The sequence below is a fragment of the Methyloversatilis sp. NSM2 genome, assembly GCF_038066675.1.
GTDB lineage: Bacteria > Pseudomonadota > Gammaproteobacteria > Burkholderiales > Rhodocyclaceae > Methyloversatilis > Methyloversatilis discipulorum_A.
The window spans coordinates 767071-782582 of the sequence record NZ_JBBUKV010000001.1; the positions used below are offsets into that span (position 1 = coordinate 767071).

Annotated in this window: 11 protein-coding genes and 1 tRNA gene; 6 read left to right on the forward strand and 6 right to left on the reverse strand. The window is 65.6% G+C overall.

Annotation, left to right across the window (positions count from 1 at the left end):
- Nucleotide 1: 1 nt before the first annotated feature.
- From WJU27_RS03480 to WJU27_RS03495, 4 genes are all read left to right on the forward strand, one after another.
- Entirely contained in the window at nucleotides 2-2071 is a 2070-nt protein-coding gene (locus tag WJU27_RS03480; RefSeq protein WP_341421136.1) for a sodium:solute symporter family protein, read from the forward strand.
- A 171-nt stretch (nucleotides 2072-2242) separates the two neighbouring features.
- Nucleotides 2243-2332, forward strand: a tRNA-Ser gene (locus WJU27_RS03485).
- A 509-nt stretch (nucleotides 2333-2841) separates the two neighbouring features.
- Nucleotides 2842-4344 carry a sensor histidine kinase gene (locus WJU27_RS03490; RefSeq protein ID WP_296812018.1) on the forward strand — a complete coding sequence of 501 codons (1503 nt, stop codon included), beginning with the start codon at nucleotides 2842-2844 and terminating at the stop codon, nucleotides 4342-4344.
- Entirely contained in the window at nucleotides 4319-5770 is a 1452-nt protein-coding gene (locus WJU27_RS03495; protein ID WP_341421137.1) for a sigma-54-dependent transcriptional regulator, read from the forward strand. Before WJU27_RS03490 ends, WJU27_RS03495 begins: the two co-directional genes overlap by 26 nt.
- A gap of 70 nt (nucleotides 5771-5840) precedes the next feature.
- Here WJU27_RS03495 and WJU27_RS03500 read toward each other — a convergent pair whose 3' ends face one another.
- The 5 genes from WJU27_RS03500 to WJU27_RS03520 all read right to left on the reverse strand — a co-directional run bounded on the left by WJU27_RS03500 (nucleotide 5841) and on the right by WJU27_RS03520 (nucleotide 12859).
- Entirely contained in the window at nucleotides 5841-6848 is a 1008-nt protein-coding gene (locus WJU27_RS03500) for a PEP-CTERM sorting domain-containing protein (RefSeq protein WP_341421138.1), read from the reverse strand.
- Nucleotides 6849-7085: 237 nt separating this feature from the next.
- Nucleotides 7086-7877: a trypsin-like serine protease gene (locus WJU27_RS03505; protein WP_341421139.1), complete on the reverse strand. Its 792-nt coding sequence runs from the start codon at nucleotides 7875-7877 to the stop codon at nucleotides 7086-7088.
- A gap of 91 nt (nucleotides 7878-7968) precedes the next feature.
- Entirely contained in the window at nucleotides 7969-8790 is an 822-nt protein-coding gene (locus tag WJU27_RS03510; RefSeq protein WP_341421140.1) for an FxDxF family PEP-CTERM protein, read from the reverse strand.
- A 110-nt stretch (nucleotides 8791-8900) separates the two neighbouring features.
- Nucleotides 8901-9656 carry a hypothetical protein gene (locus WJU27_RS03515; RefSeq protein ID WP_341421141.1) on the reverse strand — a complete coding sequence of 252 codons (756 nt, stop codon included), beginning with the start codon at nucleotides 9654-9656 and terminating at the stop codon, nucleotides 8901-8903.
- Nucleotides 9657-9952: 296 nt separating this feature from the next.
- Nucleotides 9953-12859, reverse strand: a complete 2907-nt coding sequence (locus WJU27_RS03520) for a TonB-dependent receptor (RefSeq protein ID WP_341421142.1) — start codon at nucleotides 12857-12859, stop codon at nucleotides 9953-9955.
- 416 nt (nucleotides 12860-13275) lie between these two features.
- Here WJU27_RS03520 and WJU27_RS03525 point away from each other — a divergent pair, with 416 nt between their 5' ends.
- Entirely contained in the window at nucleotides 13276-14274 is a 999-nt protein-coding gene (locus WJU27_RS03525; protein ID WP_341421143.1) for a PEP-CTERM sorting domain-containing protein, read from the forward strand.
- 67 nt (nucleotides 14275-14341) lie between these two features.
- On the opposite strand, the gene WJU27_RS03530 is transcribed toward WJU27_RS03525, so the two are convergent.
- Nucleotides 14342-14935 carry a lytic transglycosylase domain-containing protein gene (locus tag WJU27_RS03530; RefSeq protein WP_341421144.1) on the reverse strand — a complete coding sequence of 198 codons (594 nt, stop codon included), beginning with the start codon at nucleotides 14933-14935 and terminating at the stop codon, nucleotides 14342-14344.
- Nucleotides 14936-15098: 163 nt separating this feature from the next.
- Between WJU27_RS03530 and gspG the strand changes: the two genes are divergently transcribed.
- Nucleotides 15099-15512, forward strand: coding sequence for a type II secretion system major pseudopilin GspG (gspG, locus tag WJU27_RS03535; protein ID WP_020164955.1), 414 nt, complete (start codon nucleotides 15099-15101; stop codon nucleotides 15510-15512).

Consider the following 15512-nt stretch of genomic DNA (forward strand, 5'->3'; position numbering starts at 1 on the left):
CATGCCTCACACGCAGGCAGCCTTCAATCAGCAGTTGAAGAAGATGTACAGCTGGTACGCCGGCGGCTTCTTCATCTTCGTCGCCTTCCTGGCGGTCGCCGAGCAGCTGGGCATGTCGTCGCAGTGGATCGGCTACATCTTCATGTTTTCGACCATCGCGCTGTACGCCGGCATCGGCGTCATGAGCCGTACCGCCGACGTGGCCGAGTACTACGTCGCCGGCCGGCGGGTGCCGGCGCTGTTCAACGGCATGGCGACCGGCGCCGACTGGATGTCCGCCGCGTCCTTCATCGGCATGGCAGGCACGCTGTACTTCAGCGGATACCAGGGCCTGGCTTTCGTGATGGGCTGGACCGGCGGTTACTGTCTGGTCGCGCTCTTTCTCGCCCCCTATCTGCGCAAGTTCGGCGAATTCACGATTCCCGATTTCCTTGGCGCCCGCTACGGCGGTAACCTGGCGCGCCTGATCGGCGTCGTCGCTGCGATCCTCGCGTCCTTCACCTATGTCGTGGCGCAGATCTACGGTGTCGGGCTGATCACCAGCCGCTTCGTCGGTCTGGAGTTCGAGGTCGGCGTATTCGTCGGCCTGGCCGGCATCCTGGTGTGTTCCTTCCTCGGCGGTATGCGCGCGGTGACATGGACCCAGGTCGCGCAGTACATCATCCTCATCGTCGCCTACCTGATTCCGGTGGTCATCCTGTCGACCAAGGTGACCGGCGTGCCGGTGCCGCAGGCGATGTATGGTCAGGTGCTGCAGAAGTTGACGGCCAAGGAGACCGAACTGTTCGCGGCGCCGAAGGAGGTCGAGGTCAATGCGCTGTACAAGGCCAGGGCCGACGATTTCGACCGTAAGATCCAGGGCCTGCCGGGCTCGCTCGACGCCGAGCGCGCGCAACTGACCGCAAAGCTCGACCAGCTGAAGTCGGCCAACGCGCCGGCCAAGCAGATCGCCGCCGCTGAAATGGCGCTGCGCAACATCCCGAAGACCGAGGCCGAAGCTCGGCGCAAGTGGGGCGAGGCGCGCAGGCTGGCCGAGGCAAAGGCCAAGCCGCCACTCGCGCACACCGAAGCGCACGTCGGCAAGGACCAGGCGGACTCGGACAGCAAGCGCCTGAACTTCATCGCGCTGGTGATCTGCCTGATGATAGGCACCGCCTCGCTGCCGCACATCCTGATGCGCTACTACACGACGCCCAGCGTCAAGGAAGCGCGCGAATCGGTTTTCTGGTCGCTGTTCTTCATCTTCCTGCTCTACTTCACGGCGCCTGCCTACGCGGTGTTCGCCAAGTGGGAGGTGTACAACAACCTGGTCGGCTCGACCATTTCCACCTTGCCGGGCTGGGTTGCCTCATGGGGCAAGGTCGGGCTGGTGAAGATAGACGACATCAACGCCGACGGCATCCTGCAACTGGCCGAACTGACGCTGAACACCGACGTGATCGTGCTGGCGACGCCGGAGATTGCCGGCTTGCCCTACGTGATCTCCGGACTGGTCGCCGCCGGCGGTCTGGCGGCGGCGCTGTCCACCGCCGACGGTCTGCTGCTGACCATCGCCAACGCGATGTCGCACGACGTCTATTACAAGGTGATCGACCCGAACGCCTCGACCCAGCGCCGGCTGGTCATTTCGAAGACGCTGCTGCTGGTGGTGGCGCTGATCGCCGCCTACACCGCTTCGCTGAAGCCGGACAACATTCTCTTCATGGTCGGGCTGGCCTTCTCGATTGCCGCGTCGGCCTTCTTCCCGGCGCTGGTGTGCGGCGTGTTCTGGAAGCGGGCCAATATGGCAGGTGCCGTCGCCGGCATGGTGGCCGGGCTCGGCATGTGCCTCTATTACGCGGCGATCACGCATCCCTTCTTCGGCGGCGACATCAGCAACGCGTGGTTCGGCATCGAATCGATTTCATGCGGCTTCTTTGGCATTCCGACCGGTTTCATTGTGCTCATCGTCGTCAGTCTTCTGACGCCGACACCCGACGCCGAAACGCAGGATCTGGTCGAACATGTCCGTTACCCCAATCTCGGCACCACGGCGCGCAGCGCGCCGACCGGCGGAGGCGTAGATCACTGAAGGCACGACCCCGCCTATCCCTAGACCGACCGCGCAACCCGCGCGAAAGTCGGCACCTGTAAGGCAAGAGGCCCGCCAAAAGCGGGCCTTCTGCTTTCTGGGCCACCGCATTTGCGGCGCGTCCGAGCGCAAACAAGCGGCAGGGTTTCTGATATAGTCTCGCGTCTTCGCGGAGAGGTGGATGAGTGGTTTAAGTCGCACGCCTGGAAAGCGTGTTTAGGTGAAAACCTAACGCGGGTTCGAATCCCGCCCTCTCCGCCACTGAAAAATCCTTTCGAATCAAGCGCCTGGTTGTTTTTCCGGGCGCTTTTTTTCGTTCACGGCCTCCGATTCCGAAGACCTGCGTCGGGCGCCAGCGCCGCCTTGACCGGTCATGCGCGAGTTCGCGCGTGCGTTTGCCCGGTCGTCGCCGACACATCCCTTGCCATCGCACATGCCGACGTCACCTGCTCAAGGTGTAGCTCACCGGTAATGCAGGTGTGTTTCCCGGGCGCGTCGGGAGGCGTCGGTCCACCATGACAGACGGTTTCTCATGGTGGTTGATATGACACGACATGGTTTCAGTCAGCCATCCGGCGGTGCGCCTCGGGTGGTTTCTCCGCGTGTGACGTCGTCCTCGATGCGTCTGGCGACCGCATCAGCGAGGTCTCGCCATCGTCATGTGGTGTCCGCGCGCTGCCGCCGCGGGTGACGGCGGCGCCGGTCGTCGTCGGTCGCCGCACGCCGCCTTGTTCCGGGCGTGTTTCTTGCACTGTCTTCGCCGATCAACCATGAGGCGTGTCCGGGCCTTGGCCAGCCATTTCGTCGGTGAAGCGCATTCCCTGAAAAGACTGCAGCTGCGTTACGCAGCGTTCTATCTCGGTCTGCTGCTGTTTTCCGGCGCGATGGGGTGGGGCGGGCTGCAGCTGTGGCAGGAGGCCGCCGGCGAACGCGACCGGTTGGCCGGAATGAGCGCGGAGGTACTGGAGATGCGCGGCAGCCTCTACCGTCAGATCAAGGAGGTGTTCGACCACGCCTTTCTCGGCGATGTCGGCGCGGCGCTCGAGTTCGCGCATTACGCCGACGACATCGATCGCCACTTCGACCTCGTCTATCAACAAGTGCGACAGCCCGAGGAGCGGACAGTCGTCGACGCGCTGCGTCTGGCCTACGAAGGCGTGCGCGGCTATGGCGAAGTGCTGCTGCGCGCATCGCCTGACGCGGCGCGTGCCGAGGGCAGCCGGCTCGACCTTCAACTGGAGCGCGGCGCATTCCACGATTTCGAACTGCGGCTCGGCGAGTTCGAAAGCCAGCTGCAGCAACAGCGTCGCGCGGTCGATCGCCGGCTCGGTGTGCTGCACGCGGTGGTGCCCTGGCTGCTCGCCTTGCCGCTGCTGCTGGCCACTGTCATCTTCATCGTGTTCCGGCGCTATCTGCGCAGCGCCGTGGCCGAGCCGCTCGCCGCCATCATGGACGCCACCCGCAACATCAGCCGCGGACAACTGCAGCACCGCGTGCCGGAGCGCGGTGCAGCCGAACTGGTCAGGCTGTCGCACGCGATCAATTCGATGGCGGCCGATCTGGCTGCCAGCCGCGAAGCGCTGCTGTGTGCCGAGAAACAGGCCACGCTGGGCGCGCTGGTGCCGGTGGTGGCGCACAACATCCGCAATCCGCTGGCCAGCATACGGGCCACCGCGCAGGTGATCGATGACGCCGCGTTGCCGGCCGACGTAAGGGAAGGGCTGGCCGGCATCATCGCCGCCGCCGACCGCCTGGATGGCTGGACCTATTCACTGCTGTCCTACCTGCATCCGTTGCAGCCGCAGCGCGTGCCGCTGCAGGTGACGGCGCTGTTCGACACCGTTGCCCAGCTGGCGCGCGATCGCATGGAAGCGCGTGGCATCCGGCTGCGGCGCATCGGCTGGGGCGAGGGCGGCATGGTCGAACTGGACGCCCAGCTGATGGAACAGGCGCTGCTCGGCCTGCTGATCAATGCCATCGAAGCGTCATCGCCGGGCGGCGAGATCGTGCTGCGGCACGCCAGCGTTGGCGGCCAGGTGTCGCTGTCGGTACGCGACCACGGCAGCGGCATGAACGGCAGTCCGGCGCTGCGTGGGTTGCGGCCGGTCGCCACCACCAAGTTGCAGGGCAGCGGCCTGGGCATTCCGTTCGCCGCAAAGGTGTGCGACGTGCATGGTGGCCGGCTCGAATTCATCCATCACGACCCTGGCACCGAAGCAGTCATGGTGCTGCCATCGAAGGAAGCGCATGTTGTCGAACCCTGGAACGATTGACGTCGACGAAACCTTGCCGCCGGCGCCATCCACCGCGGCGCGCCTGCTGCTGGTCGAGGACGAGGCGCTGTTCGCGCGCGCGGTGACGCGCCGGCTGGGCAGCGCCGGCTATGCCTGCCAGCACGCGACGACGCTGCTGCAGGCGCGCGAGGCGCTGGGTGGGTTTGCGCCCGACGTGGTGCTGCTCGATCTGCGTCTGCCGGACGGCCACGGCCTCGACCTGCTGGCTGAGCTGAATGGCGACAATCGTGCCGCGCCGGTGGTCGTGCTGACCGCCTACGGCGAGGTCGAGGACGCGGTGCGGGCGATGAAACTGGGGGCCGCCGACTACCTGAAGAAGCCGGTCGATCTGGAAGAGCTGCAACTGGTGGTCGAGCGCGTGCTGCGCACCGCCGGCCTCAGGCAGAAGGTCGATTACTCGCGCAGCCGCGAAAGCCATCACAGCCAGGTCAGTGAGAACGCGCTGCTGCTCGGCGACAGTCCGGCCATGCGGGCGGCGCGCGAACAGGTGGTCGCGCTGGCGGGGCTGACCGGCAGCAGCCTCGCGCCGCCGCCCACCGTGCTCATCGTCGGCGAAACCGGTACCGGCAAGGACGTCGCGGCGCGCCTGCTGCATCGCGCCGGGCCGCTGCAGGACCGTCCTTTCGTGCAGATCGACTGCGCTTCGCTGCCACGCGAACTGATCGAAGCCGAACTGTTCGGCCATGAGAAGGGCGCCTACACCGGTGCCCAGGGCGCGCGCGCCGGTCTGCTCGAAGCGGCCGAGGGCGGCACCGCCTTCCTCGACGAAATCGGCGAGCTGCCGCTGGACATGCAGGCCAAGCTGCTCAACGTGATCGAGCGACGCGTCGTGCGGCGCGTCGGTTCGGTGCGTGAGCGGCCGATTGCCGCGCGCTTCGTCGCCGGCACCAATCGCGACCTGCCGGCGATGATCGCCGCCGGTCAGTTCCGCGCCGACCTCTACTACCGGCTCAACGTGGTTACGCTGACCATGCCGCCGCTGCGCGAGCGCGGCAACGACGTGACCCTGCTGGCCCGCCACTTCGCGGCGCAGACGGCGCGCCGCTATGCGCTCGACGAACCCGGCTTCGACCCGGTCGCGCTGTCGGCGCTGCAGCGCTATCACTGGCCGGGCAATGTGCGCGAACTGAAGCACCTGATCGAGCGTGCCGTGCTGCTGTGCCAGGGGCGGGATATCGGTGCCGCCGACCTCGGCCTGCCGTCGGCGACCATCGTCAGTGCCGACGCCGCCGCGGTGCCGTTCGCGTCGATGACGCTGGACGAGGCCGAGCGCTGGCTGATCGAACGCACGCTGGACCGCGTGCGCGGCAATGTGTCGGAGGCCGCGCGTCGGCTCGGCGTGAGCCGCATGACCTTGCGCTATCGCATCGAGAAGCACGGTCTGCGCGGCGCGGTCGAGGACTGAACGCGGCCCGCAGCGGCGGAAACGAAAAGGGCTCCGCCGCATCGGAGCCCTTCGCAGCTTGCGACCGCGATCAGCCGCGCATCTTCTTCCGCGCCTGCAGGCCGATCAGGCCGAGACCGGCAGCCAGCATGGCCCAGGTCTGCGGTTCCGGCACCGGCGGCGTGTTAGGCATTTCGGTGAAGCCGGTGACGTCCCAGCCCATGTCATCGAGGATGGCGTAATCGAGTTCCGTCAGATGACGTCGCTCACCCATCGAAAGGCCCCACGCAAAAAGCGCTGTCTGCAGGGTACCGTCGTCGAGCTTGCCCTGGATGTTCGATGCAAGACGGGTGCTCGAAGAAATGATCTCCTCCATCGGAATTGCCTGCAGTACTCCGCGGGGGTTGCGCACACCGTATTCCTCTTTCGCGTGTGCGCCGTTGAACCGGCCCACTCCACTCAACAGCGGATACCAGGCATCGGACGTGACGTTCGCGCCGAGAATCGAGATCAGACCTTTCAAAGTCACACTGTAGAGATCCCATTTTCCGGCGAAGGATTCCCCCGTGCTTACATCGGTATCTGCGTACCAGTTCGCAGAGCTGTCATAGGTGATCGTGCCACCCCACATCGCAGGTTCGTCGGGCCAGTTCTCCTGACCGCGCGTCCTGGCGTTCTGCGCAAACTCGCCGAACTGCGACGTGGTACTGGTGACACCGTTGTAGGTGCCCATCTGGGACGCGATCGGTATGCTTTCTCTGGATCGGTTAAGGCCTACATTGCCGCTGCCGACAAAGATGCGCAGTTCGCCAGCGGCGAGGTTCGCGTTCTCGATTCTGGTCTGCAGTCCGGAATTGTTCGGCTGATTGAACTCGATGACATAGCCGTCGCCGCCCGGTGTTGACTTGATCGCCGTGAGGTCGTCGAACACCCGCGTCTCGAAGGCCTGTGCGGCCTGCTCGAGCGTTGCCCTACGATCTGCGGTGAAGAAGCCGCTGGTGTCGTGGCTGTAATCGAACACGATGTTCACGTAGGCGTGGGCGCTGCCGAAGGTCGATCCGAGTGCGAGCGCAAGGGCCAGTCTGCGGAAGTTGTTCAAGGTCTGTCCTCCTGTTTGTTGGATACGTGTGCCGCGCATGGGGTGACTGCGCGCAGTCATGACTTCATGCGGCACAACGCAAATTCCGTTCCTTCCGCGGGAGCGAATCACCGTTGCGCTGTGCGAGGCGGCCCGGCGCGCAGTGGCCGAATGCTTCGCTCGTATGAAGCCTTGTTGGCGGTGGTTGATGTCATGCAGGGTGGTTGATCACAACCACCTGTGCTGGACGTGGCGTACTCAGCGCCGGCGTCGTCGTGCGCGGGCGAACAGCAGCGGCAGGGCGCCCAGCCAGAGCAGTGCGGGCGCCGGTTCGGGCACCGGACTGGCGCTCCAGACGGCGCTCTGACCGGAGGTCGCCATCGTGCTGTCCAGCCATGCGCGGTAGGCGCCGGGCTGCACGAAATAGGAATGCTGCCCGTCGCTGGCCGAGGCGATGCCGATCAGCAGACCCGTGCTGTCGTCGGCTTGGCCGGCGAACAGCGAACCGCCGCTGTCGCCGCCCTGCAGCAGCGCATTGCTGTTGGAGGCGGGACCGACTGCGATGTACCAGACGGTCAGTTGCGCGCCGTTGTCGCCACCCGCGGTGTCGAAGGCGTCGACCAGCGTCGTGTAGGCCAGGCTCCTTTGTCCTCCATTGGCCGCGACCGCAGCAGTCGCCTCGGCGCCGGCCCTTGCCGAAGCTGAGTCGATCACCGTCGCATTGAGTGTCGGGAAGAGCGGCGCGTCGAGCGGTGTGGCGAGATGGAGCAGGGCGATGTCATGGCTCGGGAAGGCGGCGCCGGGCGCGACGTAGGCGGCGTCGATAGCGGCGCTGCCGTAGGCTGACTGGAAGGTGCTGCCGCTGTGCGCGACATGGGCCGCGGTCAGCACCCAGTTCGGCGCGATCAGGATGCCGTCCAGGCCGTTGCTGCCGACCGTGCCGAGGTGGCCGAAGGCATTCGTAGGGATGCCGCCGTTGAGGGCGTGCGAAGGCGCCGCCAGCATCAGGGCGGCGGATAGCGCGAGTGCGTGCAGCAGGGGTCGGTGCATCGTGGCCTCGGGGTGAGCGTGCGAAGGGCGTGCGGCTGCAAAGCAAAAAACCGGCCGCCGCCGCTGCAGGCGCGGCGACCGGACGCTGCGCTCAGCGCATGCGACGGCGTGCAGCGAAGCCGAGGACGCCGAGGCCGGCCAGGAACATCGCGTACTCGGACGGCTCCGGCACCGGCGCCAGTGCCGACGCCGCGAGGCGGGCGCTCGCATAGGTCGGCACATAGCCCGTCACATAGATCGAGTACTGGGTCTGGTCCTCTTCACCACCCTCCCACAGGCGGATGGCTTCTTCGGCCGTCGTCCAGCCGTTGGCGCCGGTGATCTTGACCCAGTACCAGGCCGAGGTGCCCGGGCTGCTGCCGTCCGGGTCGTCCACGTTTACGTCGGTTTCGAAGCGCACCCAGTCGGCATCGTAGGTACCGATGCCGGGCTCGTTCATGCCTTCGGCCGAGCGGCCGATCGAGCGCGCGTACTCGTCGGTGACCGGCCCGGTGATGTCGACCTTGGAGTAGCCGCCCTGCACGCTGGCAGCCCCGGCGAAGCCGCTGCGGAAGGCGTCGTTCACTTCGAAGGCGAGACCGGTCGAATCCCAGACGCTGGCATTCATGTCCAGCCGCATACCGAAAATGTAGGTGCCGGCCCCGTTGCCATAGACGCGGTCGGACAGGCTGCCGACCGTTGTCGTGCCGGCGGTCAGCGTGCGTGTGGTGCTGGTGAGCAGACTGAAGCCGGAGGTCGCAGTGGAGACCGAGCCGGCGCCGCAGGCGACGCTGGTCGAGTTGCCGGTGCCGCTGTCGCCGCACACCTGCATGATGGTGCCGGTCGATGGAAGCGATACGAAGGCGGCGTGCGAGGGGGCGGCGACGCCGGCCAGGGCGAGTGCGCCGGCGGCGCAGATCAGGCGATGTTTCATGATGCTCTCCTTGGGTGGACAGGCTGTTGAAACGGGAACCGGATGGCCCCGATACGCTGATTTCTGTTGTGACGGAGGCCGACGGCAATGCCGCCGGCCGCGATCTGCGCTCAGTGGGTCGGAACGAAGCCGCTGAACCACAGCGAGGTCTGTTCCTGGCCCTCGCTCTCGCCGGCGTTCCACAGCCGGATCGCATTGGCGCTCAGCTGGTAGCCGCTGGCGGTGGTGCGGACGTAGTACCAGGCGGTGCGCACCTTGCCGGGCGAGCCGGTGTCGAGGGTTTCGTCCTCGTCCTCGCCGCCAGCGACCTCTTCCTCGTCGTCGTCGTCATCGCCGCCGCCTTCTTCCGGTATCTGGACGAAGAGCGGCGAGAAGAAGTCGACCACGCCGAGGTCGAAGGTCTTCTCGCCTTCATTCAGGCCGACGCTGGTGCGGCCGACCTGGTCGATCGCCTGGTCGCTGACCCGGGCGTTGCGCCAGCCCGCCGCCAGCGAGGCGCTGCCGGAGAAGCCGTAGCGGAAGATGTCATCGACTTCGAACGGGTAGCCGGTGCCCCAGTCGCTGTCGTTCAGGATGACGCGGGTGGCGAATACGTAGGTGTTGGAGAAAGGCTTCTTCCAAACCCGGTCGAGCACCTTGCCCACCGTCACCGCGTTCACGACGATGTTGGTGCGCCGGGCATTCAGCAGCAGATAGCCGCCGGGGTTGGAGCCGGGCCATGCGCTGGTGCGGCAGGTGGGCGTCGGGTTGCACGAGGTCATGACCAGTGCGCCGGACATGTTCAGCGTGACGAAATCGGCCATCGCCGGTGCGGACAGCGCACCGCAGGCGAGCAGCAGGGCACCGGACAGCAAGGTTCTTCGCATCGTTATTCCTCCTGACTAGACATGGGCCGGCGCGCGATCTGCCCGCCGGATCGGTGTCCGCTGCCTGCAGGAACCGTGATTGGCTCCGCCCTTCCCGTTGGCATGGACTTATGCAGACTAGGAGGTGAAACGGAAATCCTTCAGGGATGAATGCCCTGCTGAAGAGGGGAATTCTTCACTTTGAAAAACATTGCAAAACAATGACTTGAGTATTGATTTCGCGAGCGCGAACAGTCTCCTCCCCGTCGCGCGAAGATGACTTTGGCGTGACCGCTGCCGGCGAGGCGCGGGGAGGGTTAGAGGTCCAGTCGATAGCTCATGCCCAGCCACACCGCGCGCGGTGCGCCCGGTGCGACCATGGTGGTGTTCAGCCAGTCGGCCGAGTTGTAGTTCCAGCCGCTTTCACCGATGGCGCCGTTCACGCTCGGCGCGAAGGGCGTGACGCCGAGGCGGCCGGCGGTGAAGTAGTCCTTGTCGAGCAGGTTGTTGATCTGCAGCATCGCGGTCCATCGACGATCGATCTTGTAGGTGGTCGTCAGGTTGAAGATGGCGTAGCCCGGCAGCTTGCCGCCGTAGCGAAAGGCGCGGCCGGGCGGTGTGGTGCTCTGGTTGATGACGGTGCAGGCGGGGTTGCCGCAGTAGAACGAGCCGGTTTCCTTGTCGGTGCCGCCCGTGGTGTGGTCGTTGTTCTCGTTGCCGCGCAGGAAGGACGGCGAGTGCGCGACCATGCCCAGCTTGAAATGCAGCTTTTCGGTCGCCTGGTAGCCCAGCGTGAGGTTCATGTTGTGCTTCGACACACCGGGCAGCGTGTCGCCCGGTTCGACATGGATCATCTGGTAGGTGCCGTATCCGCTGTTCAGCGACGCACCGGGGCTGGGTATGGTGGCGTTCGGTCGCGAGTTCTGGTTGAAGTCCGCGCTGCTGTTGTGCGGGCTGTTCATGTAGAAGTCGGACTCGAAGGTCGCTTCGGTGTAGGCGTAATTGACGCGAAAGTCGAACTTGTCCAGCTTGCCATTCACACCCATTTCCAGACCCTGGCGGCGGGTGTTGCCTATGGTGTCGAAGTAGCTGCGGCTGGGCGACACGCCGATCATGTAGATGTCGTTGCTCAGATCGGTGCGGAAGGCGGTGATGTTCCAGCCTATGCCATTGTCCAGCGTGCCGCGGGCGCCGATCTCGTAGGAGTGCGAACGGATCTGCGGCAGGAAGGGGTCGCCCGACATCGTGTTCGGCAGATGGCAGACCGGCGCCACGGTGGCCGCCGGTATTTCGAAGCCACCGCGGATCACCGTCGAGCGGTCGATGGCGCAGCCGAGTTCGATCACCGACGGCACGCGTGCCCCGCGGCTGTAGTTGGCGAACAGGTTCACGTTTTCGCTCGGCAGCCAGCTCACACCGGCGGCCGGGTTGAACGAGCGATAGATGTGCTTCTCCCGCTTTTCTGCGCGGGCCACGTTGGCCGGGTCGTAGGAAATCCACTCCGGGAAGTAGTGACACTCGTCCGGGTAGTTGCCCCAGCACAGGATGGAGCTCTGTGCTGGCGGCGCGTTGTTCAGCTCGGTCAGTTCTCCGGTCGATGAACGGCCGCGCAGCCAGTTGTTCACCTTGGTCACGTTGTAGCGGGCGGCAAACGACAGATGCAGGTTGTCGCGCGGCGTCCATGTTTCGCTCAGGTAGACACTGCGCGTTTTCGAACTGCCGCCGAAGTCGTTCACCTCGACCTCGTTGTGCGCGGCGTAAAAACGCGGATCGATCTGACCCGGCCCGTAGCCGACACTGCCGTAGTAGAAGTGGCGGTCGGCGTCGAGCAGGCCGAGGCGCTGGCTGCTGTAGTAGGTGGTGTCGCTGCGGTCGAGCGATGCGCCCACCATGAACTTGTGGCGCTCGAAGTTCCAGTTCAGCTGCAGAGACATGCCCTGGCCGGCCTGGTCGAGCGCAGTGCGCGTACCGCGTGCGATCGGCGTGCCGTCTACTACGCCCGGCTCGGCTGTGTTGTTGGCGGCACCGTTGGCGCCGTTGCGCACCTGCCCGAAGTTGGAATTGACGGGTGCTGCGTCACACGGCGCGTTCAGCGGAATGTTGTTGTCGGCGAAGTAGTCCTCGTCCAGATCGGCATAGGCGCAGTAGCGGTTGTACTGCGCGGTCACCGAGCGCCGGTCGTCCAGTTCCTCGAAACCTTCTTCGTCGATGTCGCCGTTGAAGCCCGAGCGCTCGCTGTTGCGCCGGTAGCTCATCGCGGTGATGTTGAAGCTCTCCGACACCTCGAACATGGCCGACCACTGGTACTGGTTCAGTTCGTTCTTCGTTTCGTCGGGCGAACTGAACACCGATTCAGGCCGGCGCTGGTAGTCCTCCAGCGGGATGAGGCCGTTGCCGACGAGGTCGGTGTCGACCTTGAGCATGGAGAAACCCAGCAGCAGGCGGTCGATGGCGATCTCGTTCTTGACGAAGAGCTGGCGCAGCGCGCTCGGCGAGTTGTCGCGCCAGCCGTCCTCGGCGAAGCCATGCAGCGCGACGAAGCCGGCGACCGGCCCCTTGCTGCCGCCAGCCGACAGCTGCATCTGATTGCGCCCCCACGAGCCGCCGAGATGCTTCGCCTCGACGCCGGGGTCGGTGAAGCCGCTCTTGGTGCGCATCGACAGCGCGCCGCCCAGTGTGTTGAGACCGAACAGCGGATTCGAACCCGGGAACACGTCGAAGCGCGACAGCGCGTTCATCGGGATCATGTCCCAGTTCACGACGTCGCCGAAGGGCTCGTTCATGCGTATGCCATCGAGGAAGACCGACAGCCCTTGCGGCGTGCCGACCTGCGGGCCCGCGGTGAAACCGCGGAACTGCACGTCGACCTGGAAGGGGTTGCCCTGGTAGTCGTTGACGGTGACCGACTGCATCTGCGAATTCATCAGATCGGTCAGCGACAGACTGTTGCTGTCGCGGATGTCCTTTGCCGTGATGCTCTGGACATTGGACGGGATTTCCTCCCGCGTCAGTCCGAGACCGGGCATCGGGCCGATGTCCTGCGGCCGCCGTTCACGGATCAGGATGGGGTCGAGGATGATGGCGTCCGCCCCGGGTTCGGCCTCGGTGGCCGGCGCCGGCGGCCCTGCGACCTCTTCGGGCGGCGGCGTCGGTGCCTGTGCCTGAGCGGCGTCTATGCAGAGCGCGGCCAGGCAGTACGCCGCGATACGCAGATTGAATTTCAACGGCTCCTCCTCCTGGCAGGCGGGGTGACCTGCAGCGAACGCCCTCGCCAGCCGGCGGGACGTCTTCCTTGTGTGCTTTCCGGCAGCGTCCGCGTACGGGCGGGACTGCCGAGGCTGGAGGCCAGAAGCAAGGGTGGGGCCAGACACGCGGGTGACCGGGCCCGGCCGCCGCATGCATGCAGGAGGTCGTATCCGGTTCTGGTCATGGTGGTTGATATGCACCAGGGTGGTTGTTTGCCTTCGTCATGGCCATCGACGCATCGGGCATGTCGCACCGGGCGAGCGGGAAGGCATCGCCGGCATGCGGGGAACACGGCGCGAAGTGATCGACCGTGCGGTGGCCGGCACGCTTCCTGCAAAAGGTCAGACCACGGCGGCTGCATCGCCGCACAACATTCACAGACAGGAGGATGGACATGCGACCCGTATTCAAGGCGCTGGCCGGTGTGCTGGCGTCGATGACGCTGGCTGGTGGCGCGCAGGCCAATATCGAATTCGTGTTCGACTACAGCCGTGACGGCAACGGTGTCATGACGAACGAAATGAAGGCGCTGCTCGAACAGGCCGCCGGCACGATAGAGGCGAGCATTTCCGACCAGCTGAGTGCGATCGCGCCGCAGGGCGACTTCGCGCCCAGCATCTTCTTCACGCCGCCGGATACCGGCACCTCGTCGCCGGCGGTCAACACCATCGGCGCCAACCAGATCTATGTGTACGTCGGTGGTCGATCGGCGCTCGGCGCGCCGCACCTGGCGCTCAGCGGCGCCGTGCGCAACGCGACGCGGCCGGCTTCGGTGCCGGCGAACGATCCGGCCTTCCTCGCTTACCGCGACGAACTGCGTAGCCGCGGCCAACCCGGCGCCATCGCGTCGACACCGACCGACTATTCGCCCTGGGGCGGCTCGCTCGCCTTCGACAGCGAAGCCAGCTTCTACGTCGACGACGACATCTCGACGCTGGAGTCCTTCGAGGGCCAGTACGACTTCTACACGGTCGCGCTGCGCGGCCTGCTGGGCATCCTGGGTTACGGCGTCGGCGGTGCGGGCACCCCGGTGGCGTCCTACCACGCCAATGTCGACAGCGAGAACCTCACCTTCGTCGGCGCCAACGCGCTTGCCGAGTATGGCGAGGGCGTGCCGGTGTACTACTACTACGACGCGGAGAACGATCAGGAAATCGTCGACGAGCGTTTCCTCGACGACAGCGTGGTCAGCACGGTCAATGGCGTGGCGCAGACCGCGCTGATGACGCAAACGCTGAATACCGGCGAGCGCCGTGCGCTTACCGCGCTCGATTACGCCATCCTGCGCGACATCGGCTGGCAGGCTGCACCGGTTCCGGAACCGGCTGAGTACGCGATGTTCCTCGCCGGGCTGGGCGTGCTGGCAGCGGTAGCGCGCAGGCGCAGGGCCTGAGACACCCGCCGGAATGAAAATGGCCTGCTTGCGCAGGCCATTTTTTTGTCCGCAAGCGGTCGGCGATCTACTGCAGCGAGCGGTAGTTGTGCATCACCTGCGGCACGTAGCGCTGCGTTTCGGCATACGGCGGAACGCGCCCGCCGTACTTCTGCACCGCGCCTTCGCCAGCGTTGTAGGCGGCCAGCGCCAGTTCGAGCTGGCCGTCGAAACGGGCCAGCAGGTCGCGCAGGTAGAGCGCGCCGCCCAGCACGTTCTGGTCAGGGTCGAAGCGGTCGGCCACGCCATAGCGGCGGGCGGTGGCCGGCATCAGCTGCATCAGGCCGGCCGCGCCTTTGGGCGATACCGCCTTCGGGTTGTAGGCCGATTCGGCACGGATGACCGCGTGCAGCAGGCTGGCGTCGACGCCGGCAGCGCGTGCGGCGCGTTCGATGCGCGGCGCGTGCAGCCGGGCCGACGGGGGCTCGGCGCGCGCCGCCACCGGTGCGGCTGCAGCGTCGCGCTCGCTGTGCAGCAGCAGCTCGAAGCCTTCACCGCCGGGCGCGTCGGTCAGCACCAGCGCGCCGTCGGCTTCCTGCTTCACATAGACGTCGGCCTGCGCGGCGGCGGCCCACAGCAGCGCGAGCAGCAGGAAAACGGAGCGGGCGGTCGTTGAATTCATCTGCAGGAAATACGCGGGCGATAAAGTTGCGGGTATTGCAAGCATGCTGCGGAATGTTTTCAGCGATATTGAAATAAAGCGGAAAGCATCGGCCTTGTTTGCTTGATGCGGTCGATGCACGGCGACTAGACTCGATACGATCATGACACGTCACATTACGGCTATGAACCGGATTTCTCAACGCGGCTTTACCCTGCTCGAACTGCTGGTGGTGATGGTCATCATCGGTCTGCTTGCCGGATACGTCGGCCCGCGCTTCTTCAGCCAGATCGGCAAGTCCGAGGTCAAGGCGGCGCGCGCGCAGATCGACGCGCTGGAAAAGGCGCTCGACCAGTTCCGCCTCGACAACGGGCGCTACCCGACCACCGAGGAGGGCCTGAAGGCACTGGTCGAGCGTCCGTCGACGACCAGCAAGTGGTCGGGCCCCTATCTGAAGAAGGCGGTTCCGCTCGACCCGTGGGAGCGTCCCTATATATATAAGGCACCTGGCGAACACGGTGAGTACGACCTGAGCTCGCTCGGCAAGGACGGCCAGGCGGGCGGCACCGAAGAAGCCGCCGACATCACGAACTGGTGA